The organism is Ochrobactrum sp. PL_is501, from assembly GCF_055816895.1.
In genome coordinates this window covers 123,590-149,210 of record NZ_JBVPGR010000037.1, presented here as the reverse complement: position 1 = coordinate 149,210, position 25,621 = coordinate 123,590, and the positions used below count along the sequence as shown (strand labels likewise).

The 25,621-nt window shown below is 54.6% G+C and carries 21 protein-coding genes; 7 read left to right on the top strand and 14 right to left on the bottom strand.

What is annotated here, in order from left to right; all coding sequences use genetic code 11:
- Nucleotides 1-2 precede the first annotated feature (2 nt).
- Together AC0TOF_RS16640 and AC0TOF_RS16635 are read right to left on the bottom strand one after the other, a co-directional pair.
- Complete coding sequence (locus tag AC0TOF_RS16640) at nucleotides 3-863, bottom strand: ABC transporter ATP-binding protein (RefSeq protein ID WP_473769055.1); 861 nt, start codon at nucleotides 861-863, stop codon at nucleotides 3-5.
- Between the two features lie 111 nt (nucleotides 864-974).
- Complete coding sequence (locus AC0TOF_RS16635) at nucleotides 975-2,150, bottom strand: ABC transporter permease (RefSeq protein WP_473769054.1); 1,176 nt, start codon at nucleotides 2,148-2,150, stop codon at nucleotides 975-977.
- Between the two features lie 60 nt (nucleotides 2,151-2,210).
- On the opposite strand from AC0TOF_RS16635, the gene dgcA reads away from it, so the two are divergent.
- Nucleotides 2,211-3,191 (top strand): N-acetyl-D-Glu racemase DgcA, encoded by a 981-nt coding sequence (gene dgcA, locus AC0TOF_RS16630; protein ID WP_473769053.1) that lies wholly within the window; start codon nucleotides 2,211-2,213, stop codon nucleotides 3,189-3,191.
- Here dgcA and AC0TOF_RS16625 read toward each other — a convergent pair.
- From AC0TOF_RS16625 to AC0TOF_RS16615, 3 genes are all read right to left on the bottom strand, one after another.
- A complete protein-coding gene (locus AC0TOF_RS16625) occupies nucleotides 3,161-4,222 on the bottom strand; it encodes a glycosyltransferase family 4 protein (RefSeq protein WP_473769052.1) in 1,062 nt (353 codons plus the stop codon). The genes dgcA and AC0TOF_RS16625 overlap by 31 nt on opposite strands.
- Entirely contained in the window at nucleotides 4,219-5,085 is an 867-nt protein-coding gene (locus AC0TOF_RS16620) for a UDP-2,3-diacylglucosamine diphosphatase (RefSeq protein WP_473769051.1), read from the bottom strand. The genes AC0TOF_RS16625 and AC0TOF_RS16620 overlap by 4 nt, the downstream gene beginning before the upstream one ends.
- A gap of 199 nt (nucleotides 5,086-5,284) precedes the next feature.
- Nucleotides 5,285-6,379 carry a citrate synthase/methylcitrate synthase gene (locus AC0TOF_RS16615; protein ID WP_122001695.1) on the bottom strand — a complete coding sequence of 365 codons (1,095 nt, stop codon included), beginning with the start codon at nucleotides 6,377-6,379 and terminating at the stop codon, nucleotides 5,285-5,287.
- An 87-nt stretch (nucleotides 6,380-6,466) separates the two neighbouring features.
- Between AC0TOF_RS16615 and AC0TOF_RS16610 the strand changes: the two genes are divergently transcribed.
- The 3 genes from AC0TOF_RS16610 to AC0TOF_RS16600 all read left to right on the top strand — a co-directional run bounded on the left by AC0TOF_RS16610 (nucleotide 6,467) and on the right by AC0TOF_RS16600 (nucleotide 11,082).
- The gene (locus tag AC0TOF_RS16610; protein WP_473769050.1) at nucleotides 6,467-7,621 is read left to right on the top strand and encodes a citrate synthase; all 1,155 of its coding nucleotides are present in this window, start codon (nucleotides 6,467-6,469) and stop codon (nucleotides 7,619-7,621) included.
- Between the two features lie 146 nt (nucleotides 7,622-7,767).
- Nucleotides 7,768-8,547, top strand: a complete 780-nt coding sequence (locus tag AC0TOF_RS16605; RefSeq protein ID WP_473769049.1) for an SDR family oxidoreductase — start codon at nucleotides 7,768-7,770, stop codon at nucleotides 8,545-8,547.
- 195 nt (nucleotides 8,548-8,742) lie between these two features.
- A complete protein-coding gene (locus AC0TOF_RS16600; protein ID WP_473769048.1) occupies nucleotides 8,743-11,082 on the top strand; it encodes an NADP-dependent malic enzyme in 2,340 nt (779 codons plus the stop codon).
- Between the two features lie 771 nt (nucleotides 11,083-11,853).
- Here AC0TOF_RS16600 and gltX read toward each other — a convergent pair.
- From gltX to rpiA, 7 genes are all read right to left on the bottom strand, one after another.
- Nucleotides 11,854-13,227: a glutamate--tRNA ligase gene (gltX, locus tag AC0TOF_RS16595; RefSeq protein ID WP_473769047.1), complete on the bottom strand. Its 1,374-nt coding sequence runs from the start codon at nucleotides 13,225-13,227 to the stop codon at nucleotides 11,854-11,856.
- Nucleotides 13,228-13,238: 11 nt separating this feature from the next.
- Nucleotides 13,239-14,918 (bottom strand): NAD+ synthase, encoded by a 1,680-nt coding sequence (locus tag AC0TOF_RS16590; protein ID WP_473769137.1) that lies wholly within the window; start codon nucleotides 14,916-14,918, stop codon nucleotides 13,239-13,241.
- A 65-nt stretch (nucleotides 14,919-14,983) separates the two neighbouring features.
- Complete coding sequence (locus tag AC0TOF_RS16585; RefSeq protein ID WP_473769136.1) at nucleotides 14,984-15,334, bottom strand: diacylglycerol kinase; 351 nt, start codon at nucleotides 15,332-15,334, stop codon at nucleotides 14,984-14,986.
- Nucleotides 15,335-15,543: 209 nt separating this feature from the next.
- Nucleotides 15,544-16,923, bottom strand: a complete 1,380-nt coding sequence (locus AC0TOF_RS16580) for a class II 3-deoxy-7-phosphoheptulonate synthase (RefSeq protein ID WP_473769046.1) — start codon at nucleotides 16,921-16,923, stop codon at nucleotides 15,544-15,546.
- A 208-nt stretch (nucleotides 16,924-17,131) separates the two neighbouring features.
- Nucleotides 17,132-18,526 (bottom strand): glutathione-disulfide reductase, encoded by a 1,395-nt coding sequence (gor, locus tag AC0TOF_RS16575; protein WP_473769045.1) that lies wholly within the window; start codon nucleotides 18,524-18,526, stop codon nucleotides 17,132-17,134.
- Nucleotides 18,527-18,623: 97 nt separating this feature from the next.
- Nucleotides 18,624-19,160, bottom strand: coding sequence for a DUF2059 domain-containing protein (locus AC0TOF_RS16570; RefSeq protein WP_122001687.1), 537 nt, complete (start codon nucleotides 19,158-19,160; stop codon nucleotides 18,624-18,626).
- Nucleotides 19,161-19,185: 25 nt separating this feature from the next.
- Nucleotides 19,186-19,884, bottom strand: coding sequence for a ribose-5-phosphate isomerase RpiA (gene rpiA, locus AC0TOF_RS16565; RefSeq protein ID WP_122001686.1), 699 nt, complete (start codon nucleotides 19,882-19,884; stop codon nucleotides 19,186-19,188).
- Between the two features lie 195 nt (nucleotides 19,885-20,079).
- Here rpiA and AC0TOF_RS16560 point away from each other — a divergent pair, with 195 nt between their 5' ends.
- Nucleotides 20,080-20,781, top strand: a complete 702-nt coding sequence (locus AC0TOF_RS16560) for an HAD family hydrolase (protein WP_473769044.1) — start codon at nucleotides 20,080-20,082, stop codon at nucleotides 20,779-20,781.
- 269 nt (nucleotides 20,782-21,050) lie between these two features.
- Here AC0TOF_RS16560 and AC0TOF_RS16555 read toward each other — a convergent pair whose 3' ends face one another.
- Nucleotides 21,051-22,553, bottom strand: coding sequence for an NAD(P)H-hydrate dehydratase (locus AC0TOF_RS16555; protein WP_473769043.1), 1,503 nt, complete (start codon nucleotides 22,551-22,553; stop codon nucleotides 21,051-21,053).
- A 306-nt stretch (nucleotides 22,554-22,859) separates the two neighbouring features.
- Between AC0TOF_RS16555 and AC0TOF_RS16550 the strand changes: the two genes are divergently transcribed.
- Nucleotides 22,860-23,198: a P-II family nitrogen regulator gene (locus AC0TOF_RS16550; RefSeq protein WP_002964122.1), complete on the top strand. Its 339-nt coding sequence runs from the start codon at nucleotides 22,860-22,862 to the stop codon at nucleotides 23,196-23,198.
- A gap of 44 nt (nucleotides 23,199-23,242) precedes the next feature.
- Entirely contained in the window at nucleotides 23,243-24,652 is a 1,410-nt protein-coding gene (gene glnA / locus AC0TOF_RS16545) for a type I glutamate--ammonia ligase (protein WP_473769042.1), read from the top strand.
- A 145-nt stretch (nucleotides 24,653-24,797) separates the two neighbouring features.
- Here glnA and AC0TOF_RS16540 read toward each other — a convergent pair whose 3' ends face one another.
- Nucleotides 24,798-25,580, bottom strand: coding sequence for an ATP12 family chaperone protein (locus AC0TOF_RS16540; protein ID WP_473769041.1), 783 nt, complete (start codon nucleotides 25,578-25,580; stop codon nucleotides 24,798-24,800).
- Nucleotides 25,581-25,621 lie beyond the last annotated feature (41 nt).

Sequence of the window (25,621 nt, the reverse complement as noted above, 5' to 3'; positions counted from 1 at the left end):
TTTTATCCAGTCTGCAAGCGGCTGCCTGGCCGCCGTCGCGTAGGCGCTGACGGGTCGACCTGGCGCGCCCGCTTGCCCCGAAAATAGGATTTAACCCACGGATCGTCCACCGTCAGCATGTCTTCAATGGTGCCGCTGACGAGCACTTTCTTGCCTCCAAGAACAGCGATCCGGTCGCAAATCGCAAAAAGACTATCGAGATCATGGGTGACCATATAAACGGTCAACCCCATCGTATCCCGCAGGTTGGCGATCAGGTCATCGAACTCCGCTGCGCCGATCGGATCGAGTCCCGAGGTCGGTTCATCAAGAAAAAGAATATCGGGGTCCAAGGCCAGCGCACGTGCCAGCGCAGCGCGCTTGATCATGCCGCCGGAGAGTTCGGACGGAAATTTTTCTGCCGTATCCGGCTTCAGGCCGACCAAATCAATCTTCAATCGCGCCAGCTCGTCCATCAGTTTAGGCGACAGATCGAGATATTCGCGCATCGGAACCTGAATGTTTTCAAGAACATTCAACGCGGAAAACAAAGCTCCGTGCTGGAACAGAACACCCATACGCATATCGATGGCCATCTTTTCCAGCTCATTCAACTGATCGATATTGCGACCTAATATCTCGATCTCGCCGGACTGCTTTTTATTGAGACCAAGAATGGTTCGCATCAGAACAGATTTACCCGAACCCGAAGGGCCGATAAAACCGAGAACCTCACCCCGGTAAATCTCAAGAGACAACTTATCGAGCACCGTTTGACGTCCGAACGACACCGTCACGTCGCGCACCGAGATCATCGGCACGGCCGTTTGAGTAACTTCGCCCTGCGGTTGCAGCTGATGGTCGATGCCGTTCTCCATAATCATTCTTTAACCGAGCTTGGCTTCCGACTGAACCGCCGAACACAATCTTAGGGTCAATTTTCTGTGCAACTGTGTCTCAAAGAGCCCATTAAAAACAAGGAGCATAAGCAATATCTAAAAATCAATTGCCGCATAGAACATGGCAAACAAACCATCCACGACAATAACTACGAAAATTGCCTTCACAACGGAAGCGGTAACGCGGCGGCCCAATGATTCCGCACTTCCGCCTACCTTCATGCCTTCTACCGAAGCGAGAATCCCAATGATCATGGCCATGAAAGGAGCCTTGATAAGCCCTGCAAAGTAAGTGTTCAACGCGACTGCATCGTGCAAACGGCTGATGAAAGCATCAGGTGAAATATTGGAATAAAACCAGGCGACGCCGCCTGCCCCGATTAACGCGGCGAGATCGGAAATGATGGTAAGCAATGGCAGGATCAGAACCAACGCCACAAGACGTGGAAAGACCAGAACGCCCACCGGATTGAGACCGATCACGGTGAGAGCATCGGTTTCCTCGCGCATTTTCATGGAACCGATTTCAGCCGTGATCGCACTGCCGGAACGACCGGCAATCATAATAGCCGTCAGAAGCACTCCGAGTTCACGCAAGACCAGAATGCCCACCAGATCGACAACGAAGATCTCGGCGCCGAAATAACGCAGCTGAAACGCACCCTGCTGGGCAATGATCGCTCCAACAATCGTCGACATCAGGATGATGATGGGAATCGCACCCACGCCCATGCGATCCATCTGCGTGACAATCGCGGCGAAGGGAATGCCGCTACCGCGCCCATATTTCAATTGAGCTCCGCGGATGGTGGCCCCAAGAATGTGCATCGCCATCTTGAAGTCACTACCCACGGAAACAACGCCGCCGCCAAGCGCGGCCAGAAATGAAATTAAGAAGAACGGCTTCTTCTGGCGTTGGATATCCAGGGTGCGCTCGACGGCCTGCCCCACTTCCTCCATCAGAGGAAGCCAGGACTGTCGTATGCCTTCCAACTCAACTTCCACTTTCTGTGCGGCGAGGCGCTGCCGCAGGCGTTCAAGCAGCCAAGCGCCTGCCGTATCGAGACTGGATACGCCAGAAACATCAATGATCGTTGCTTTGTGACCTTCTGTTTTCTCGAGATTGCGCATCCTGTCGTCGACAAGATTGACACTTTGCGACACCCAGCGACCACTCAGTTGGATACGACGCGCGCCATCCTCCTCCACCAGATCAATCTTCGGCGCAGAATTATTGGTAGCTCTTGCTTTGTCGGCAGTGTCGGTCAACATGGCCTACCTCATATACGAGTCGTTGAACGACCGAAATACTGCGTCCCAGAGGGCATCTCTATGCACAATACCTTGAATATCATTGTCGAACGCTATCCCATCGCCGGAAAATTCACAATCTCCAGAGGATCCAAGACGGAAGCTGCCGTTGTTGTGTGTGTGATCGGCAACGGTCCCCATCAGGGGCGCGGCGAATGCGTTCCCTATGCACGCTACGGCGAGAGCATCGAAAGCGTGAGCGCACAGATCGAGGCTGCCCGCTCCGCAATCGAGAACGGCGCGACCCGACAGGATATTCAGAATCTGATGCCCGCGGGTGCCGCCCGCAATGCGGTCGATTGCGCTTTATGGGACCTTGAAGCCAAGGAAGCGGGGAAAAGTGTTGCCGAGATGCTGGGGACACCAACCCACCCGCTTGAAACTGCAATCACCGTCTCGCTCGGCACACCTTCCGAAATGGCGGAATCGGCTGCGAAAGTCGCTCATTACCCTCTCATCAAAGTGAAAATGGGCGGAGATAACGATATCGAAAAAATCCACGCGGTCACCCGCGCGGCGCCGAACAGCCGCATCATTATCGATGCGAACGAGGGGTGGACAGCCGACAATATTGCCCAGAACATGCGTGCGGCAGCGGACGCAGGTGTTGTTCTTATCGAACAGCCCCTTCCCGCAAATAACGATCATATTCTCAGTGAAATCGAACGGCCTGTCATTATCTGCGCTGATGAAAGCGTTCACACGTCGATTGGCCTTGAGGAACTGGCCAAGCGCTACGATGCCGTCAATATCAAGCTCGACAAAGCGGGCGGGCTGACCGAAGGTCTTCTCATGCGAGACAAGGCAATCGACCTCGGCCTTCAGATCATGGTCGGCTGCATGGTTGGGACGTCGCTCGGTATGGCGCCTGCGGTGCTGCTTGCCCAGAAAGCCAACGTGGTCGACCTTGATGGACCACTGCTGCTTGCCCATGACCGCGCCCCTGGGCTGCGTTACGAAGGCGCTCTGGTTTATCCGCCGGAAGCTGCAGTTTGGGGCTGATCAGAACGTCGATAACTCTCGCTTGCGATTCCATTGATCGGAGCGAGAGCTCCTTCGAATATGTCGGCACAAACATCCCAGGTGAATTGGCGGAGCACGTGCGCTGGCTCGAACGGCTCCATTTCCAGAGCCGCCAGACAAGCCTCCCCAAGATTTTCCGAAAGAACACCTGCGCCAGTTATTCCGACAACATCGCGTGATCCGGGCACGGGATAGGCTGCAACAGGCAGGCCGGAAGCTATCGCTTCAAGCAAAACAAGACCGAACGTGTCCGTCCGGCTGGGAAAGACAAAGACGTCCGCTACAGCGTAAGTTTTGGCGAGCGCTTCCCCTTCGCGTTTCCCAACAAACACCGCTTTGGGAAACCGGGTCCGAAGATCGTTGAGGGATGGACCATCTCCTACGATCAGTTTCGTGCCGGGAAGATCCAGTTCCAGAAACGCTGGCAGGTTCTTTTCCGCAGCGACGCGTCCCACGCAGAGAAACACCGGCCGTGGCAAGTCCTTTTGCACTTCAGGCCGGGGATAAAACAGCGTCTGATCGACACCGCGCGTCCAAAGGGTCAACTGCGTAAAGCCACGGGCCTTGAGATAGTCCAGAATGGACTGCGTCGGTACCAGCGTATGCTGGGCCGCGTTATGGAAACGCCGCAGGAATGCGTAAGTCCATCTGGTTGGGACAGGAAAGCGTTCCCGCAGATATTCGGGAAAACGTGTGTGAAAACTTGTCGTGAACGACCAGCCCATTTTCACACAAGCGCGCCGTGCCATGAATCCAAGCGGGCCTTCGGTTGCGATATGCACATAATCGGGTTGCAAGGCTCTCAGGCGGCGTTTAAGCGCGCTTGTCGCGGTCAAGGCGAGCCGGATTTCCGGGTAGGTCGGACAGGGTACTGATCGATAATCAAGCGGAGATATGACTGTGACATCATATCCCCGGTCGATCATCAAATCACGGCATTTCGTCAGCGTGCGCACAACGCCGTTGACTTGTGGATGCCAGGCGTCTGTGACGATGACGATTTTCTTCATCGGCTGAGGTTTACCAATTCGCGAGCGGGACGCGGAAGATGGATTACCTGCGCCTCGTCGTACTCTTCGCTGCCGGAGTTAACGTTTCCTGTCATTGGGCGGCGGTCACGACGCTCCGTCCATTCGATCAACTCCATTCGACCATCAAAATGTTCGATTACAGCCGTGCAGCTTTCCACCCAGTCGCCCGTATTTATATATTCGACGCCGTTCATGCTTTCGATCGTCGCGTGGTGGATATGGCCGCAGATTACTCCATCGACGCCGATACGCTGTGCCTCCTCTGAAACCACATTCTCGAATTGGCCGATGAAATTGACCGCCTTTTTGACGCGAAATTTCGCCCAGGCCGAAAACGACCAATAGCGCAGCCCAAAAAGCGAGCGGACACGGCTCATTATCGTGTTTATCCAGATGGCGGTGTCATATGCCCAGTCGCCCAGATAGGCGATGAAGCGGGCATTTCGAACAATCACATCGAACTGATCACCGTGGATAACCAAAAATTTTCGACCGTCCGCCGTTTCATGAATCGCCCGGTTCATCACCTCGATGCCGCCGAAATGCGTCCCTTGGAAATTCCGCAGAAACTCGTCATGATTGCCAGCGATGTAGATGATATTGGCGCCCTTGCGGCTTTTGCGAAGCAGTTTCTGGACCACGTCGTTGTGCTCTTGCGGCCAATGCCAATTGCGCCGGAGACGCCAGCCATCAACAATATCGCCCACAAGATAGATTGTCTCCGCGTCATGATAACGGAGAAAATCCAGAAGCAATTCGGCCTGTGCTGCTTTTGAACCGAGATGCACATCCGAAATGAAAAGCGTTCGGAGTTTTCTGGCCTGCGGAGCATCTGCGCTCATTTGGTTGTCCCCTTCAATGGCAACCTGATCTGGGCGCAGAAAACCCGATTCCTGTCACAGCGATATGACAGCTGTTTTTGTAGTGCGAAAAGCAACTTCACGTAGCTTCGAATACGCCAGGAGCGCCGACCTGAATAAATCAAATCCGCGCTCCAGGCTGTTCTTTCTAGAGCTAAGTGTTGGTCTCGTGGACTATGCGTCAAGCAACGAGTTCGACCTTTGGGCCAACATAACGCGACTGCGGGCGAATGAGCTTGTTCGTTGCAGCCTGCTCCCGGCAGTGAGCTATCCACCCCATGGTTCTACCCATGGCAAAGACACACGTGAAGGCCTCACGCGGGAAACCCAGTTGCTCAAGCAAAAGAGCGGTATAGAACTCGACATTGGTTTCGAGGGGCCGATCCGGCTTGTGGCGCTTGAGAACTGCTATGGCAGCTTTCTCAACTGCCTCAGCCAATTCAACCCGGTGTTTTCCACGTTCATGCCCAAGGGATTCGATACGCTTCAAAGCACCTTTCAGGGCATCGGCACGTGGATCACGTACCCGATAAACCCGATGACCGAACCCCATCAGCCGTTCCCCATCGGCAATTGCTGATTCAAGCCACCATTCGGCGTTCGCGGGCCTGCCGATGGCATCGAGCATATCGAGTACCGGTCCCGGAGCACCACCGTGGAGCGGTCCCTTTAATGCGCTGATCGCAGCAAGCAGAGACGAGGTCAGGCCAGCCCGTGTCGATGCCACGACGCGGGCGGCGAAGGTCGACGCATTCAATCCATGATCGCAAACTGTCACAAGGTAAGTATCCAGCCCGGCAACTTCTGCTTCATCGGGCATTGCCGCATTCATCATGCGAAGAATGTCCGCACTGTGCGGAAGCGTCGGATCAGGACGGATAGGCCGCCGTCCCTTGTGGGCGCGCAGAATGGCTGTTGTGAAAACCGCCGGTGCGGCCATCAGATGCAGAGCGGCGGTCACGTCGTCTTCATCTGGAATGCGCGCCATCAATGCGCGCAACGCTTCTATTGGAGACATTTCCATCAATGCATCGTCAAGCGCATCGGTATGGTGAAATACCTGCAAACGGGCTTCGCCCAGAGCCTGCTGAAGTTCTGCTCCTGTGGGGAGGCCTTCAAAAAAACCGTCCCATAGAAGTTCTATTCCGTCTTCGACGCTGCTGTGCGGAACCAGATCGTCCAGCGATCGACCGCGAATAACCAGCCTGCCTGCAAGCCCATCGACGTCTGACAGCACGGTTTCGGCAGCGATCACGTCTTCAAGTCCGCTATTCATAGTAATTCTCCTTGTTTGCCTTTCGACATTCTATCCAAGTATAGTTGACGTCAATCTTGATGAAATCGATCAATGTAGGGAGCAATAATGAACTGGCTTACAGCGGAAGAAGCGCTATCCATTCTTCAGACAAAGCCTCAGACGCTTTATGCCAATGTCAGTCGTGGTCGCATCCGTTCCAAGCCGCAGCCCGATGATCCCAGACGCAGCCTCTATCGATCAGAAGACGTTCATCGTCTGGCCGGCAGACGTCCGGGTCGCAATAGAGATAGTACTGTTGCTGCTGACACTATTCGCTGGGGGCTTCCGATCATGCGCTCCGGCATTTCGACCATTATTGATGGCCGTTTGCTCTATCGCGGCTGCGATGCGGCTGAGCTGTCGGAAACGGCAACGTTGGAACAAGTGGCCGCCCTGCTATGGCAGATGAATTTCGACAATAGCGGCGGTGCCTGCGGAGAAATGCCGCTATGTCGACAGCAGCCATGCTCTGCGCCGTTGGAACGCCTGTTCACCACCTTTGCCGTTCGAGCAGCGAACGACCTGCCCAGTTCCGGACGTTCCGCAGCAATCCTGCAGCAAGAGGCTTTCGGTCTGCTACAATTGTTCCACAATACTGCTCTTGGCGTATCTATATCCGATATGCCCATGCATGAGCGTATTGCTTCTGTCTGGCAAAAGCCGCAGGCAAGCGATATTATTCGGCGTATTCTGGTGCTTCTGGCAGACCACGAACTCAATGCGTCGGCATTCGCAACCCGCGTCGCCGCCTCCACAGGCGCTCCATTGTCTGCAGCAACACTGGCCGGATTATCAACATTGATCGGCCCCAGACATGGCAGGGCAGCCACGGCCGCAACGGCTATTATTGCCCAGGCTCGGGAAATAGGTCCCGAAGCCACCATCAAAGACCAGCTCAGACAAGGTACTCAAATCCATTTGTTCGGTCATCCCCTTTACCGGGAAGCAGGGGACGTTCGCGCTTCCGCATTGCTGGAACAACTGGAGTTGCCCACCATCTATCGTGATTTGGAACGAAGCGCTGCGGACATCCTGGGAGAGAAACCGAATATTGATTTCGCGCTCGCCGCAGTGACTGAACTATATGAGCTGCCAGCCGAGGCACCACTGCTTCTGTTTGCGCTCGCGCGCATCGCAGGTTGGCTTGCCCACGCGCTGGAACAGGTGGACAATGGATCGCTGATACGACCGAGAGCGGAATTCACTCCGCCTCACGAATAACGACGTTCACCAAATATTGTTCGTGAATATTGCGCCTTCTGGCTCTAAAAAGTGGACACATGCTCCTGTAAACCAGAATCTGGTTGATTGGACCGCTTGCTTGGTGGCATGTCTCTAAAACTTGAACAGAATGCGAGGATCGAGCCGTGGACTTGGGCCTGAAGGGTCGAAAAGCAATTGTGTGCGCTTCCAGTAAAGGGCTCGGACGAGCTTGTGCCGAGGCGCTCGCCGAAGCCGGATGCGATCTCGTTCTGAATGGACGAAATGAAGAAACCCTCGCTGCAACGGCGGATACAATTCACAAGACGTTTGGCGTGAAGGTTGATGCGGTTGCGGCAGACATATCAAGCCCCGAAGGACAGGCTGAACTGCTATCCGCCTGCCCCGCACCTGATATTCTCGTGAACAATAATGGCGGCCCGGCATTCAAGGATTTTCGGCTTCTTGATCGAGATGCCATTCTTCAAGGCGTGACACAGAATATGGTTACGCCGATAGAGCTGATCAAAGCCGTGATCGACGGGATGGTCGCACGCCGATTTGGGCGTATCGTCAACATCACATCGACATCGGTATATGCTCCCATTCCCGGCCTTGACCTCTCCTCCGGTGCCCGCGCTGGCCTGACTGCGTTTCTTGCTGGCGTCGCACGTACGGTCGCGGCATCCAATGTGACCATCAACAACATCCTTCCCGGCGCGTTCGACACAGATCGTCTTCGCAACGGTTTTGCGTTCTCGGCCCAGAAGAATGGTACAACACCGGAAGAAGAAGCCGCAAAGCGGGCCTCGACAATTCCCGCCAAGCGGATAGGCCAGCCGAAAGAGTTCGGTCAGGCCTGCGCCTTCCTTTGCTCGGAACATTCCGGGTTCATTACCGGGCAGAATCTCGTTATCGATGGCGGCGCCTATCAGAGTGCATTTTAGCAGCACCAAACGATAGAACTGCAAATTTGGAAAAACTCATTCTCGAAAACGGGCCTACTGAGATTTGAGCCGATAGACTAAGAACAATAATGGCCCGGTGTGCGGAAGCGTCATGCACAACCTGTATGCGAATCCGCGCCCTCCCGTGCAAATGGCTCCAGCCCTGCGCGAAAGATTTTGGAAAGCGATGCGACCATGACCAAGAAAACACCTTCCACTTCCCGTTCGGATTTTGATGAAGCAGCTCTGTTCTTCCATCGTTATCCGAAGCCCGGAAAGCTGGAAATTCAGGCGACAAAGCCCCTTGGCAACCAGCGAGATCTGGCGCTGGCCTACTCGCCTGGCGTCGCTGCGCCATGCCTCGCAATCCACGAAGACCCCGCAACCGCCGCCGAATACACGGCGCGGGGCAATCTCGTTGCCGTGGTGTCTAACGGCACTGCAGTTCTTGGCCTTGGCAATATCGGTGCGCTTGCTTCCAAACCGGTGATGGAAGGAAAGGCTGTTCTCTTCAAGAAATTCGCCGATATCGACGTGTTCGACATCGAAATTGATGCGCATGAAATCGACCGCATTGTCGACGTTGTTGCCGCTTTGGAACCAACTTTCGGCGGTATAAATCTCGAAGATATCAAGGCACCTGAGTGCTTCGAAGTCGAAGAGCAGCTTCGCGCAAAAATGAACATCCCTGTCTTCCATGACGACCAGCACGGCACGGCGATTATTGTTGCTTCCGCAGTGCTGAACGGCCTGGAACTGGCCGGCAAGAAAATCAGTGATGCCAAGATTGTCACCTCCGGTGCAGGTGCAGCGGCTCTTGCCTGCCTTAATCTTCTGGTCAACCTCGGCGCAAAGCGCGAAAATATCTGGGTCTGCGATCTCGAAGGTGTTGTCTACGAAGGCCGTAACACGCTGATGGATCGTTGGAAGGAAGTTTACGCGCAGAAGACGGACGCCCGCACTCTGGCCGACGTTATTGGTGGTGCTGACGTCTTCCTCGGCCTTTCCGCTGCCGGTGTTCTGAAGCCCGAACTTCTGAAGCAAATGGCCGAAAACCCGCTGATCATGGCGCTGGCCAATCCAAAGCCGGAAATCATGCCGGAAGAGGCACGTGCGGCTCGCGCCGATGCCATGATTTGTACCGGTCGTTCGGATTATCCGAACCAGGTCAACAACGTTCTGTGCTTTCCTTATATCTTTCGTGGCGCGCTCGACGTCGGAGCAACAGCAATCAACGAGGAAATGAAGCTGGCTGCTGTGCGCGCCATCGCTGCCCTCGCCCGCGAAGAGCCTTCGGATGTCGCCGCGCGTGCCTATTCGGGCGATACGCCCACTTTCGGGCCGGACTACATCATACCGTCGCCATTTGATCAGCGCCTGATTCTGCGCATCGCCCCGGCAGTGGCGAAAGCCGCCATGGAAACAGGCGTGGCCACGCGGCCGATCGAAGACATGGAAGCCTATCTCGATCGCCTGAATCGTTTCGTCTTCCGTTCCGGTCTCATCATGAAGCCGGTGTTCGCTGCTGCTCGCGCTCAAGAAAAGCCGAAACGCGTTATTTATGCTGACGGTGAAGATGAGCGCGTGCTGCGTGCTGCTCAGGTCGTGATCGAGGAGCGGATTGCCGCACCGATTCTCGTAGGCCGCCCACAGGTCATCGAAACACGCCTGCGTCGCTATGGTTTGAAAATCCGTCCGGGGACGGATTTCGAACTCATCAATCCCGAAGACGATCCGCGTTATCGCGACTATGTCGACCTCTATCTGTCCTATACCGGCAGACAGGGCGTCACACCGGAAGCCGCACGTACTATCGTGCGTACAAACTCGACCGCAATTGCCGCTCTGGCCGTTATGCGTGATGAAGCTGACGCCATGATCTGTGGTCTTGAAGGCCGGTTCGAACGCCACCTCCGCGTCGTGCGCCAGATCATCGGAAAGGTTCCAGGCATCCGAGACTATTCTGCATTGAGCCTGCTGATCTCGCAGCGTGGCGCCCTCTTCCTTACAGACACTTATGTCAACGTCGAACCAAGCGCAAACGAAGTCGCCGAAATGGCAATTCTCGCCGCAAAGGAAATCAGCCGCTTCGGTATTGAGCCAAAAGCGGCCTTGGTATCGCATTCCAATTTCGGATCGAAAGAGTCAGCCAGCGCAGAAAAAATGCGCGAAGCAGCCGCAATTCTCGCCGAGAAAGCACCGGAACTCGAATCCGATGGTGAAATGCATGGAGACTCTGCTCTCTCCCAAGCGTTGCGCGACCGCGTATTCCCGAATTCGCGGCTGAAAGGTGAGGCCAATCTTCTTGTCTTCCCGAACCTCGACGCTGCAAATATTACGCTGAATGTGGTCAAAATGGTAACGGATGCTTTGCACGTGGGGCCGATTCTGCTCGGTGCGGCGCGACCTGCACACATTCTGACTCCTTCCGTTACCTCGCGCGGCGTCGTCAACATGACTGCGCTGGCAGTGGTTGAAGCATTGCAAAAATCGGGAGAAACCCTGCGTAACAAGCGAATTATTAAGAAGAGCTAAGTTAGCTTTATTTAAAATAATGACATTAGATGGCGAGTATACTTAAATATACTCGCCATTAATGTTTAATTAACTATATTTTTCAAACATGATGGCATAGTTATTTCTTGCGGGGTCATCATGTCTATTATTTCATTCTGTTCTAATAGAAAGCTGTTTTATTCAGTACTTTTGATAGCCTCGGCAGCGCTGGCTGGCTGCACGACGACAGCCCCCAGAGATTTGTGTACGCCAGCCGAGCAGAAACAACTGAAGAAGCATCTTCTCTCGACCCAGTCGCTTCTTGACCAAAGGGAAGCCAGTCTTTCTCGTTTGAGAGCGACTGCAACTCAGGATCGCTGCATGGGAAGTTTGTTTACACCGGCCGTCAAATCAGTGCAGTGCGTCAAACTGCTCACAAAAACAGATAGACTGAAAACTGAAACGCAAACTCTACGCGAGCGCATTCACGAATTGAATATGGCGCTTGCTGGACGTCCGTCACCATCCAGGCATGTCAAATCGTGCCGCGCTTCTTGGATCGTAACTCCCAAGAAGCCGCGATCAAAAACTGTGCTCATACCGCAGCAGAAGTCAAAAACCATAACCCGGCCCAAGGCCAAAATAGCCAGCGCCATAGCATTGCCTGTCTATGAAATTCCGCCCCCATCAAAGCCGAGAAGGTTGACTATATCCCCGCCTCAACGGTGCAAACATCAAACACTCCGGCCTATGTCGCCCCCGTCACATCGACACCACCCGTTGAGCGCCCTTATACGGAAAACACAAAAGTCAGGGTCGTCGGCTCAGACTTCTTTCCGGACCAATCAGCACTAGCAGGTCAGCCAGTTCCGGCCCATGCACCTGCCCCGTAAGCGCCAACCGCAGGGGCATGAAAAGGTTCTTGCCCTTGCGTCCCGTTGCAGCCTTTACAGTCTCCGTCCAGCTTTTCCAGGTTTGATGATCCCAGGGAGCAGGTGGCAGAAGGGTGAATGCTTCGCGCAGGAAAGCACGATCTTCTTCAGACAGGTCCGGCATTTCAGGTAGTTCACCGTCAACGATAGACCACCAGTGAACCACATCCTTGAAACGGTCGAGATTTCCCCGTACCGCCATCCAGAATGGTTCCGCCTTGTCGCCAGAAATGCCCAAGGCTGCCAGGCGCGGCTCGGCTTCTGAAAATTGCATCGCGTGCAGCAGGGCGCGGTTGAGCGTATCCAGCTCTGCGGGATCAAATTTTGCAGAAGACTTGGATATCGAGGCCAGATCAAAATGCTCGGCAAGACTTGCCATATTGGGTTCTGCCGAAACACTTTCCGACGTACCGATCAGAATCGCCAGTGAGGCGACTGCCATAGGCTCAAAACCTGCTTCGCGTAGTGAACCAACAGATAGAGCGCCGGTCCGCTTTGAAAGCCCCTCGCCCGAAATCGTCGTCAGCAGATTATGGTGCCCAAAAACCGGCGCCTTGGCTCCTAACGCTTCGAAAATCGCGATCTGTACACCTGTATTCGTCACATGATCGTCGCCACGAATAATATGCGTAATACCGAGATCTATATCGTCCACCACAGACGGCAGGGTATAGAGATATGTGCCATCCTCACGCACCAGCACCGGATCGGACATTGAAGCCAGATCAACAGTTTGCGGGCCGCGGACCAGATCGTCCCAATGTACCTCGGTACGCTTGGTGTTAAAGGGATCGACATCAAAATTGGGCAGCAGGAAACGCCAGTGGGGCTTGCGCCCTTCGGCTTCAAAGGCTGCTTTCTCTTCCTCAGTCAGTTTTAAGCCTTCACGGCCATATACCGGCGGAAGCCGGCGTGCGAGACGCAACTTGCGGCGCCGCTCCAGTTCTTCAGCCGTTTCATAACAAGCATAGAGCAGGCCAGCCTGTTTGAGCTTCTCCACGGCCTTGGCATAAACATCGAAACGCTTCGATTGATATTCGACACGATCAGGTTTGACACCGAGCCAATCGAGATCGACGGCAATTGCCTGTGCGTACTCTTCCCTGGATCGCTCAACATCGGTATCGTCATAGCGCAGTATGAACTTGCCGCCATTCTTTTGAGCGAAAAGCCAATTTGAAAGCGCCGTGCGCGTATTGCCAATATGAATATAGCCCGTCGGCGACGGAGCAAAACGAACGATTACGGTCATTTCAATGTCTTTCAGCGGTCGCGGAAGCGGTTCGTTATAGGGTAGCGGCGATCGCGTCCGAAATTCTTCTTGGTAATTTTGACACCGGGTGCCGATTGTCGGCGCTTATATTCAGCCAGATAAAGCAGATGCTCTATCCGTTGAACCGTTTCGAGCGGGTGACCGCGAGCAGCAATCTCGGTGTTGCTCATTTCATTCTCGACGAGGCATTCAAGGATATCGTCCAGAACCGGATAGGGAGGCAAGCTGTCCTGATCCGTTTGGTTTTCGCGCAGCTCAGCGGATGGAGCCTTGGAAATGATGTTGTGGGGGATTACTTCACCCGATGGGCCAAGCGCGCCATTCGGTACATGGCTGTTACGCCATTCGGACATCGCATAGACCTGCATCTTGTAGACATCCTTGATCGGGTTGAATCCGCCATTCATGTCGCCGTAAAGCGTCGCATAGCCCACCGACATTTCAGACTTATTGCCTGTGGTGACAACCATCGAACCAAACTTGTTCGAAACCGCCATCAGAATGGTTCCGCGTGCACGGCTCTGCAGGTTTTCTTCGGTAACACCACTCTCGGTTCCCGAAAACAGCGGATGCAGCGCTTCAAGAAAGCCCTCAACCGGTGCGGCGATTGGAACAATATCGTATCGAACACCGAGCGCCTTTGCACAGTCAGCGGCATCTTTCAGCGATTCGTCGGAGGTGTAGCGGTAAGGCAGCATGATGCAGCGAACGCGGTCCTTGCCCAAGGCGTCGACGCCCAAGGCCGCACAGATTGCCGAATCAATGCCGCCCGAGAGGCCGAGCACGACATCCTTGAAACCGTTCTTGTTCACATAGTCACGCAAGCCCAGCATGCAGGCTGAATAATCGGCTTCGAGCCCTTCTGGAAGAATGGCCTTCTCCCCTTCTTCGCAGCGCCAGCCATCATTGTCTTTGTTCCAAATGGTCAGCGAAATCTGTTCCGCGAACTGCGGCATTTGCAGACAGAGCGAGCGGTCGGCATTGAACGCGAACGAACCGCCATCGAATACCAGTTCATCCTGTCCGCCAACCTGATTGGCATAAACCATCGGCAATTCGGTTTCGATTACCTGTTTCAGAACAACCTGATGCCGTCGGTCCATCTTCGCACGGTGATAGGGCGAACCATTCGGCACGAGTAAAATTTCTGCGCCACTCTCCGCCAGCGTTTCGGCGACACCGAGATCGCCCCAAATATCCTCACAGATGGGAATGCCGATGCGGACACCGCGGAAATTGATCGGTCCCGGCATTGGGCCTGCCTCAAATACGCGCTTCTCATCAAACTCGCCATAATTCGGCAGATCAACCTTAAACCGTTCGGCAATCACCTCCCCCGCGTCCAGAACCGCGATAGAGTTGTGCAGTCCGCTCTCACGCTTAAGGGGCGTACCGATGATAACACCTGGACCGCCATCGGCGGTATCACTTGCGAGTTCCCGCACGGCCTTTTCGCACGCCGCCAGAAAGGACGGTTTTAAAACCAGATCTTCCGGTGGGTATCCGGAGATGAACAGTTCTGTAAACAAAATGAGATCGGCCTGCATCCTGGCGGCTTCAGCGCGCGCCGCGCGTGCCTTGGCCAGGTTTCCGGCGATATCGCCCATGACGGGATTGAGCTGCGCAACGGCAATACGGAGCATGGCAAGATTCTCGTAAGAGGCTAACATGTTCAAGGTTTAGCGCGCTTGCGCAAACAAATGCAACGGATGCAATCAGTCGACCACTTTGTTTGTCAGGCGAGATACGTGCTGGCTAGGATATAGCCCCAGACCGCGACGACGAACAGGATGGAAATAAGAACGGCGAGCGATCCGCAGTCCTTTGCAATCTGAATTTCCTTATGAAAATCCCGCGAGACGGCATCGCATGTCGCCTCAATACCGGTGTTCAGCACTTCCACAAGGATGAGAAACAGGATCGATCCGGTCATCAAGAGGAAAGTAAGCCAGGTCGGCGCGAAGAAGAACGCCACCGGAAGTGATAGAAGAAGCAGCACCAGTTCCTGTTGAACTGCCTTTTCATGTCCTGCGAGGTATTTCAGTGCCCGCATCGAGTTGAGAAAAGCCAGGAAAATGCGCTGCATCATTACCCTCAATCAAACTGGTTACGTCATCAGCCCGCAGATCGGATTCGATTTTGGAAAACACGATGCGTAGATTCAATAGGTTAGAGCGTCCTGATACGTCTGTTCGGACGTATGACACACCAACGCAATCAATAGGTGAGTTTTGCTGAAAAGCAACAGGGCGGGATCGCCTCCCGCCCTGCAAGCTCCATTATATGCGAATCTGGTCAGGCGCTTACGACCTGCTTGTCGACACCAGCGTCGCGTTCCTTCTTCAGCAGTTCAGCCAGCAAGAACGCCAGTTCCAGCGCTTGATCCGCGTTGAGACGCGGATCGCAATGCGTGTGGTAACGATCATGCAGGTCTTCTGCCGAGATCGCACGCGCGCCGCCCGTGCATTCGGTCACATTCTTGCCGGTCATCTCAACATGGATGCCGCCTGGATGCGTACCTTCGGCGCGATGGATCGCGAAAAAGGACTCCACTTCCTTGAGAATACGGTCGAACGGACGCGTCTTGTATCCACCGGCGGTAATCGTGTTGCCATGCATCGGATCGCAAGACCATACGACCTTACGACCTTCCTTCTCGACAGCCCGGATCAACTGCGGCAGATGATCGCCAACCTTGTCGTAGCCAAAGCGCGCAATCAATGTCAGACGCCCGGCTTCGTTTTCCGGATTCAGCAGATCGATCAGGCGGATGAGATCATCCGGCTGCAAGGACGGACCGCACTTGAGACCAAGCGGGTTCTTAATGCCCCGGCAATATTCAATATGCGCATGGTCAGCCTGACGTGTGCGATCACCAATCCAGATCATATGGCCGGACGTGCCATACCAATCACCGGAGGTCGAATCCACGCGGGTCAGCGCTTCTTCATAGCCAAGAAGCAGCGCTTCGTGGCTGGTGTAGAAATCGGTTTCGCGTAGCGAGTGATTGCTATCCGCCGTAATTCCGATAGCACGCATGAAGTTCATGGTCTCGGAGATACGCTGCGCCAAAGCTGCATAGCGTTCCGCCTGAGGGCTCTTGCCGACAAAGCCGAGCATCCACTGATGAACGTTCTCAAGATTGGCGTAGCCGCCCTGAGCGAATGCACGCAACAGGTTAAGCGTCGCCGCCGACTGGCGGTATGCCATATCCTGGCGCTGTGGATCCGGAATACGCGACGCCGCGTCGAACTCGATACCGTTGATGATGTCACCGCGGTAGGACGGCAGCTCCACCCCGTTCAGCGTTTCCATATCCGACGAGCGTGGCTTGGCAAACTGACCGGCAATTCGACCGACCTTCACAACCGGCTTCGAAGCACCGAATGTGAGTACGACAGCCATCTGAAGAAAGACGCGGAAAAAGTCGCGAATATTGTCCGCGCCGTGTTCCGCGAAGCTCTCCGCGCAATCGCCACCCTGGAGCAGAAATGCCTTGCCTTCCGCCACTTCGGCCAGTTGCTGCTTCAGCTTGCGCGCCTCACCTGCAAAAACCAGCGGCGGATAGGTACGAAGACGGGCCTCAACGTCGTTCAAAGCCTGTGCGTCTGGATAAAACGGCACTTGCTTGATCGGTTTGTTTCTCCAGGAATGCGGGGTCCAGTTCTTCGTCATTTGAGCACCTGTTTGCTTCTATCCGCTCGATTTCTCTCGGATTATATCCTCCTTACACGAAAGCCGGAATTCCTTGAGCGGCAGCCCGAATCTGACACAGATGACAGCCTGCCCCGGAAAACCGGCGTGCGTGGTCGCGCTGATATAATGCACGCTGAGATTTTATGCCAGCAATATTCGTTAACCGGAGAAACCGGCTGCGAAAGATTCAGTCATCAACTTTCTTACCATTCACGACACGATAGGTCGGCTTGTACATCGTGACCAGCTCTTCGGCTGCCGTCGGATGCACGGCCATGGTGCGATCGAAGTCATCCTTGGTGGCACCAGCCTTGAGCGAAATACCCAGAAGCTGGGCCATTTCTCCGGCATCCGGCCCCATAATATGGGCGCCGATGACCTGACGGCTCGCCGCATCGACGATGAGTTTCATGAGCATTTTTTCATTGCGGCCGGAAAGCGTGTTCTTCATCGGGCGGAAAAGCGCCCTGTAAACCTCGATTTCAGGATACTTCTTCGCCGCCTCATCTTCCGGCAAACCAACCGTGCCGATCTCTGGCTGCGAAAACACGGCGGTCGCAATCAGTTCGTGATCAGGCTTCGTCGGATTGTCCTTGAAAGCAGTTTCCAGGAAGCACATGGCTTCATGAATTGCCACCGGCGTCAATTGAACACGATTGGTGACATCGCCTACCGCCCAGATATTCGCGACATTGGTGCGCGAATAATCATCGACAAGGATGGCACCCAGTTCATCCATCTCCACGCCAGCCCTCTCAAGTCCGAGACCGGCCGTATTGGCCTTGCGCCCGATGGCCATCATTGCTTGGCCGACTTCGAGTGTGTCACCATTGTTTAGCGAAATTTTCAAATCGCCATCGGGTTGCTTCTCAATTTTCTCGAAAACTGCGCCGCAGATGATGCGGATGCCCTTTGCCTCCATCGTTTCATGCAAAAGATGGCGCAGGTCAGGGTCGAAACGGGAGAGGATTTCCTGGCCGCGATAAACCAGTGTCGTCTCGACACCGAGGCCGTGGAATATGTTCGCGAATTCAACGGCGATATACCCGCCACCCGCGATCGCGATTGCCTTCGGCAGTTCAGCGAGATGAAACGCTTCGTTGGAACTGATGCAATATTCATGCCCCGGCATGGTTTCAGGCATGCTTGGATGACCGCCCGTCGCAATCAGTATCTGGTCTGCCGTGACCCGGCGACCGTCGGCCTTCAGTTCGATCGTATGTTCATCAATCAGTTCGGCACGGCTGGCGAAAATCTCGACATGCGAGTTCTGAAGGCCTTTGGTATAAAGGCCCTCCAACCGGGCGATCTCCTTATCCTTGGCATCTATCAGCTTTTTCCAGTTGAATGCGGAAGCACCAACCTCCCAGCCATAACCGGCTGCATCCTCAAAATGTTCCGGAAACTGGGAAGCATAGACGAAAAGCTTCTTGGGCACACAGCCACGAATAACGCAGGTTCCGCCCATACGGTATTCTTCCGCAAGACCGACCTTTTTCCCCATCGCTCCGGCCAGGCGCCCAGCCCTGACACCACCGGAACCGCCGCCGATAACAAAAAGATCATAGTCGAAGCCGGTCATGGGAGTCTCCAATCCATATTACATTGGCCGATATGTAGGCAAAACAAAAAGCCCGGCCAAGTGACCGGGCTTTTAAATTCCGCGTTACCGTCAGAAATTACTGCTGTGCGGGCTGCGCCGGAGCCGCAGCAGCGCCAGCCTGTGCTGCCAGAACCTCAGCCACGCTGGTTGCGAGATCGCGCGCGATGCCGTTCTGCCAAATATTTGCGGCCTTCACGACTTCACGCGTCACAATCGGGCCTTCCGACAGAAGCTTCTTGCCCGCAGGCGACGTATAAAACGCTGCGATAGCCTTCAATTCGTCTTCCGAAAAGGCTTTGGCGTAAGCGCGAGCGGATTCGGTTTCGAGATCAGAACGACGCGAAGCGAGAGCAAGAGCCTTGTCATCGACCGTCTTGGTAATGAGGGCTTCCAGGTTCGGATCTTTCTGGATCAGCTCACCCTTTAGTGCACGGGCAGCATTCGGCAGAATTTCGTCGAACTGCTCGGTAGCATTGATCGCGGAAATAGCAGCGCGGGCCGCTTCCAGATGAGCTTCAGTGATTTCCTGTGCAGATGCCGCATGAATGCCCGACATCAGTACGAGTGCGGAAAACGGTGCAATCAGACGGCGAAAGCCAGTTGCCGGGATCATATGGTCAGTACTCCGTTCAATCAGTTCAGGATCGGTTCATGGTGCGGATGCCGTCGTTGCCAGCAATCACTGCCGCACGCGCCAGTCCGATGAAAAGTCCGTGCTCGACAACGCCTGGAATTGCGAAGAGAGCGTCAGATAGTGTCTTTGGATCGGGAATGCGGCCAAAAGATGCATCCACGATATAATGCCCACCATCTGTTATGAAGGGTGAGCCATCTTTTAAACGCAGCACCAGCGGGCCTGCAAGACCACACTTTGCAGCTGCTTCTTCAATCGCGCGCATCGTTGCGCCGAGACCGAAGCGATTGACTTCCACAGGCAAAGGAAAACGTCCAAGCGTTTCAACCACCTTTGAACTGTCAGCAATAACGATCATCGCGTCAGAGGCAGCAGCCACGATCTTTTCACGAAGAAGAGCTCCGCCACCGCCCTTGATGAGTGAAAGATCGGCATCAACTTCATCGGCACCATCCACGGTAAGATCAAGATGAGGCGTTTCGTCAAGCGTCGTAAGCGGAACCCCGAGTTCCTCGCAAAGTTTCGCAGTGCGTTCGGAAGTGGGCACTCCAATTACCTTGAAGCCGTTATTTACCTTTTCGGCGAGCAGGCGTACGAACTCCTCGGCCGTTGAACCTGTACCGATCCCCAGACGCATTCCATCCTTGACGTGCGTAAGAGCTTCTGCGGCGGCAGCGATTTTCAGCTTGCGAGCTTCGTCCATACCCAAATTCCCGATGGTCCCTGCGGATTCTCATTGTCACCTGGTTCGCCTCTAGCATGCGGGCGCGGCACAACAAAGCGCCTAATCGAACTATGACGCAGAATTTCGACTTTTAAGCAAATCTGATCGCGAGGTTGAGCCCGAGGCGACAATCAGATAGGAACTTCTTGTCCCTACTTCAAACACGAGAAGCTAATGTCTGCTGCTAATCCCAAGCCCATCATCGTTTTTGATCTCGACGGAACTCTTGTCGATACAGCACCCGACCTTCTCGACAGCCTCAACCACTGCCTCGCCATCTCAGGTTTGAATACAGCGGATCGTGAATCGTTGCGGAGATTCGTCGGCCAAGGCGGACGCGTCATGATCGAGCGTGCCTTTGCCGCCCAGCAGAAACAGCCTGACGAAGCCCAACTCGATAATCTCGTGGAAGAATTCCGCGAACATTATGCCAATCATATGCCGGGACATTCGACTTTCTTTCCCGGCGTCCTTGAAGCAATGGACCGTTTCACGGCACACGGTTACGAGCTGGCCGTCTGCACCAACAAATTCGAATCCCTGTCGGTCAAGCTGCTGACCTCAATGGGTGAAGCGGGACGGTTTGCGGCAATTTGCGGCTCCGACACTTTTGCCTATCGCAAACCCGATCCACGTCACCTTACCGACACCATCGCACGCGCAGGCGGCAATCGCGAACGGGCAATCATGGTTGGCGATAGCCGAACCGACATCGACACAGCGAAGGCAGCTGGCATCCCCGTTGTTGCCGTTGATTTCGGATATACCGACCTTCCTGTCCAACATTACGGTCCAAGCCGTGTTATCTCGCATTTCGACGAGTTCACTCTCGAAATGGCTGGGCAACTGATTGATGCGGTGGCCGATCCCGTATAGGGAGAATGGTAAATGATCACGAAGCATTTTCTAATATTTAGCATCGTTCTTTTAGCCATCACATCAACGGCGTCTGCGAATGACGGATCGCCGGGCCTGCCCGGAGTCCAGCCTCAAAGGCCCATCGTAGCCGCTCCACCGCCTGCCCCGGAACCAGATCAGAAACCGAATGGCGATTGGAAGAATTTTCGTATCGGCAATACCGACGTGTCGATTTCGGGCAGCATAACCGTCGATGTCGGCACCGGGAATAGTCGCACGTCCCGCCGCTAATTTCGGCTGGCGCGGGCCAGCGTCGACAGGACGGCAGGTAGCTGAGCTGGCAGATCTTCGGCGAGAAGCCCATGGCCAAAACGACGGGCGGCATCGGCGTGCATCCATACAGAGGCGCAGGCAGCCGCAAATGCGGGCATGCCCTGCGCAAGCAGGCCGCACACAATACCAGCCAGAACATCCCCTGATCCTGCTGTCGCCAGCAAGGGTGTTCCATTGGCATTGATGACCGCAAGTCCATCTGGATGCGCGATTACAGTATCGGGCCCCTTGTAAATAACGACAGCATTGGCGCGTTTTGCAGCCTCACGGGTCTTGTCAACTTTCGAGCCGTTGCTCCTTGCTATATCCGGAAAGAGCCGCCGGAACTCTCCTTCATGCGGCGTCAATACGAGCGCGGTCCTGCATCCTTGGCGCTTGTCAAAAAACTCTGCTGGATTCTGTTCAAAAGCCGTGATCCCGTCAGCATCCAGAACGAGACCATGAAATCCCTCCAGTTCGTCGCCCGCCAGATACAGAGCATGCTCACGCGCCAATAAGGGGTTGCCATAACCGGGGCCGAGAACCGCTGCTGCGACCTTGCGTTCCGCACAAAATTGACGAACATCTCTCAAACCGCGCGTTTCACGAACCATGATACTGGTGAGATGAGCGGCATTAACCGCCATCGCATCAGGCGGAGAGAGAAGTGTTACCGCCCCTGCACCCATGCGAGCTGCGGCGAGAGCCGACAGGCGCGCCGCGCCTGTCGAATGAGCGCCACCTGAAAACACCACAGCATGGCCACGACTATATTTATATGCCTCGGCTCCTAAAACTGGCAGAGCGTTTTCCCAGAGGTCAGGAGTGTTTTCAAAAAAAAACGGTTCGATCTTTGTCAGTACGTGATCAGGAATTCCAATATCCGCGACATGAAGAACGCCGCAATGAGCCCTTCCCGGCTGCAAAAGATGCCCCGGCTTTTTACGAAAGAAGGTGACCGTTGCACGCGCGCGGATTGCCGTACCCAGAATTTCTCCACTTGCGCCGGATATGCCGCTGGGCAGATCAACCGCCACAATCGGTAAGTCCGATGCATTGACAGCGTCAATTGCCACGGCTTCGGCTCCATGAATACCGCGAGCCAACCCTGCGCCGAACAAGGCATCGATCACGCCGCCAAAACTCGCGGCTGAAAATTCACCCAAATTGGAAACAGGCCCCTTGTAGAAAAGCGATGCGCGCATGGCGTCCGAACCGTTGCGAGGCGAAGCGGATGTAAAGCATACAACTTCAAAACCTGCCTCCAGAAGGAACTGCGCCGCAATATAGCCATCGCCGCCATTATTGCCTGGCCCGCACAGAACCGCGACAGGTGCGTTGCGCGGAAACATCCGTTGTGCCACATCTGCGACAGCACGTCCTGCTGCAAGCATCAGCGAGAAACCATCCTTGATTCCACTCTCGATGGCATATTGGTCAGCTTCTGCCATTTCCTGCGGTGTCAGCAACTCGTACATCGCGTCCCTTTTCAACACAGCTAACGGCCATGATTAAATACGCGGCACCGGACTTTATGCAAGCCTGCCCTGTTTTGATGCAATATGACTAATTTTTAGCCAGTTGCATTGCGGCAATAGACCCTATTTCATTGCCGACCTGCAGACTGCAGCTTGCACAAGCGTTGTTAATAGTGCCACTGTGCCTGCGGATGAATGAAAACAAAGAAAATTCATACAAGACTTCAAACTGGCACACTTCATGCTTCTGTACTGGTGAAGCGGGCACGACGCCCATTTCCGAAGAAGAGCGGAGACCATTCTCTGATGAAAAAGATCGAAGCCATCATAAAGCCTTTCAAGCTGGATGAAGTGAAGGAAGCCCTTCAGGAAGTCGGCTTGCAGGGGATCACTGTCATCGAAGCCAAGGGCTTTGGACGACAGAAAGGTCATACCGAGCTTTACCGCGGCGCCGAATATGTCGTCGACTTTCTGCCCAAGGTGAAAGTTGAGGTTATCGTCGCAGACGAAACCGTGGACAGCGCTATCGAAGCCATCCGCAAGGCTGCCCAGACGGGACGCATCGGCGATGGCAAGATTTTCGTCTCCAACATCGAAGAAGTTATCCGTATCCGTACCGGTGAATCCGGCGTGGATGCCATCTGACAAGACCTGCGTACAATCCATCGTCGCGCAAACAGGGAATTAAAATGACGACTGCCAACGATATTCTCAAACAAATCAAAGACAACGACATCAAGTTTGTCGACCTTCGCTTCACCGATCCGAAGGGTAAGCTGCAGCACGTTACGATGGATATCGGCCTCGTTGACGAAGACATGTTTGTCGACGGCGTGATGTTCGACGGCTCTTCCATTGCCGGCTGGAAGGCAATCAATGAATCCGACATGGTTCTGATGCCGGACCCAACTACGGCCCATATTGATCCGTTCTTCGCTCAGTCTACCCTCGTCATCCTTTGCGACATTCTCGATCCCATTTCGGGCGAAGCCTATGGCCGCGATCCGCGCACGACCGCAAAGAAGGCCGAAGCCTACATGAAATCGCTCGGAATCGGCGACACCGTCTATGTCGGCCCGGAAGCCGAATTCTTTGTCTTTGACGACGTGAAGTACAAGGCTGACCCGTACAATACCGGTTTCAAGCTCGATTCGACCGAACTTCCGTCGAATGACGACACTGATTATGAAACGGGCAACCTCGGTCACCGTCCACGCGTCAAGGGTGGCTATTTCCCGGTTCCGCCGATCGATAGCGCGCAGGACATGCGCTCGGAAATGCTGACTGTTCTCACCGAAATGGGCGTCACGGTCGAAAAGCACCATCACGAAGTCGCCGCTGCCCAGCACGAACTTGGCGTCAAATTCGACACGCTGGTACGCAATGCCGACAAGATGCAGATTTTCAAGTATGTCGTGCATCAGGTCGCCAATGCTTACGGTAAAACGGCAACCTTCATGCCGAAGCCGATCTTCGGCGATAACGGCTCCGGGATGCACGTTCACTTCTCGATCTGGAAGGAAGGCAAGCCGACTTTCGCCGGTAACGAGTATGCCGGTCTATCGGAGAACTGCCTCTATTTCATCGGCGGCGTCATCAAGCACGCCAAGGCCGTGAACGCCTTTACCAATCCGTCGACCAACTCCTACAAGCGCCTGGTTCCGGGTTATGAAGCCCCGGTTTTGCTTGCCTACTCGGCTCGCAACCGTTCGGCTTCCTGCCGTATTCCGTTCGGTAATTCGCCGAAGTCCAAGCGTCTTGAAGTTCGCTTCCCTGATCCGGCTGCGAACCCGTATCTTTGCTTCGCCGCCCTGTTGATGGCTGGTCTTGACGGTATCAAGAACAAGATTCATCCGGGCCAGGCTATGGACAAGGATCTTTACGATCTGCCAGCCAAGGAACTGAAGAAGATTCCGACTGTCTGCGGCTCGCTGCGTGAAGCCCTGCAGTCGCTCGACAAGGATCGTGAGTTCCTCAAGGCTGGCGGCGTGTTCGACGACGATCAGATCGACAGCTTCATCGAACTCAAGATGGCCGAAGTGATGCGTTACGAAACGACGCCGCATCCGATCGAGTACGACATGTACTACTCGGTTTAAGAACACTGCGCGGACGCGCAATCCGTTCGCGCGATTTCTTTTGCCTTTGCCGAGGGGAACGACGCGCAACATTTGATTGCGCGCGCAAAAGAAATCCCGGCATTGCCGGGATTTTTTTATTAGATCAAAATGATAGGCTTGATATTTAAAGTGCCTGGAGCACGCGGGCAGCCATCATCATTTCGATTTCGCGATTCTTGCGCCGCTCTACCGCTTCAGCATCAGATCCCCAATGCTCGATGGTCCAATCCTCATCGATATGTGCGAGCTGCCAGCCTTGTTCTGCGGTCACCTCGCCTTTTGCGATAGCCAATGCAATAATTGCTGATCCGGTCAGTGTCGTCATCGTATGCAGCGAAGCCAGCGCGATCGGGTCTTTGAAAGCAGCCAAATGAACGCCGAATGCAGCTATTGCCTCCCGAGGCTGTTCGATATGCATCACACCTTCGGCGAGCGAAAAACGGGCTCCAAGCCCTTCCATCCAGTCGATCAGCGGGTCCCACTGCCGGGTTTGGCGGGAAACCAGTTCTTGCGGACTATCGGCGCGATAGCAAAGCATATCCGTACCGGCAAAACGGAGGATATCCTCGAATACCGCTTGCGGGTCCTGCGCAATTCCGTCGATCGCCGTATTGACGAGCCGCGTCGCGGGCATTTTACCTGGATCGATGACCTTTTCCTGAGCGGCGAATTCGTCTGCCACAATCTGTGCAGCCGCCTTCGTCGGTAACCGCAGCAGACTGCGCGCTGGCGTCTTGACGGGGCGACCATCCAGATGGACGGCAAAACCGCCTTCAACTTCCGCTACTTCTGCTTTTTCATAAAAGCGTTTGGGCAGCTGTGCCAGCATCTGCTTTTGCGCACGCACGATAGGGTTCTCGTCGGAAAGCTGCTTTCCTGCTTCAAGATCACTCAAAATATCACGCATAGATTTATCCAGTTCTATATCGCTAACTCGGTGCAAGGCTC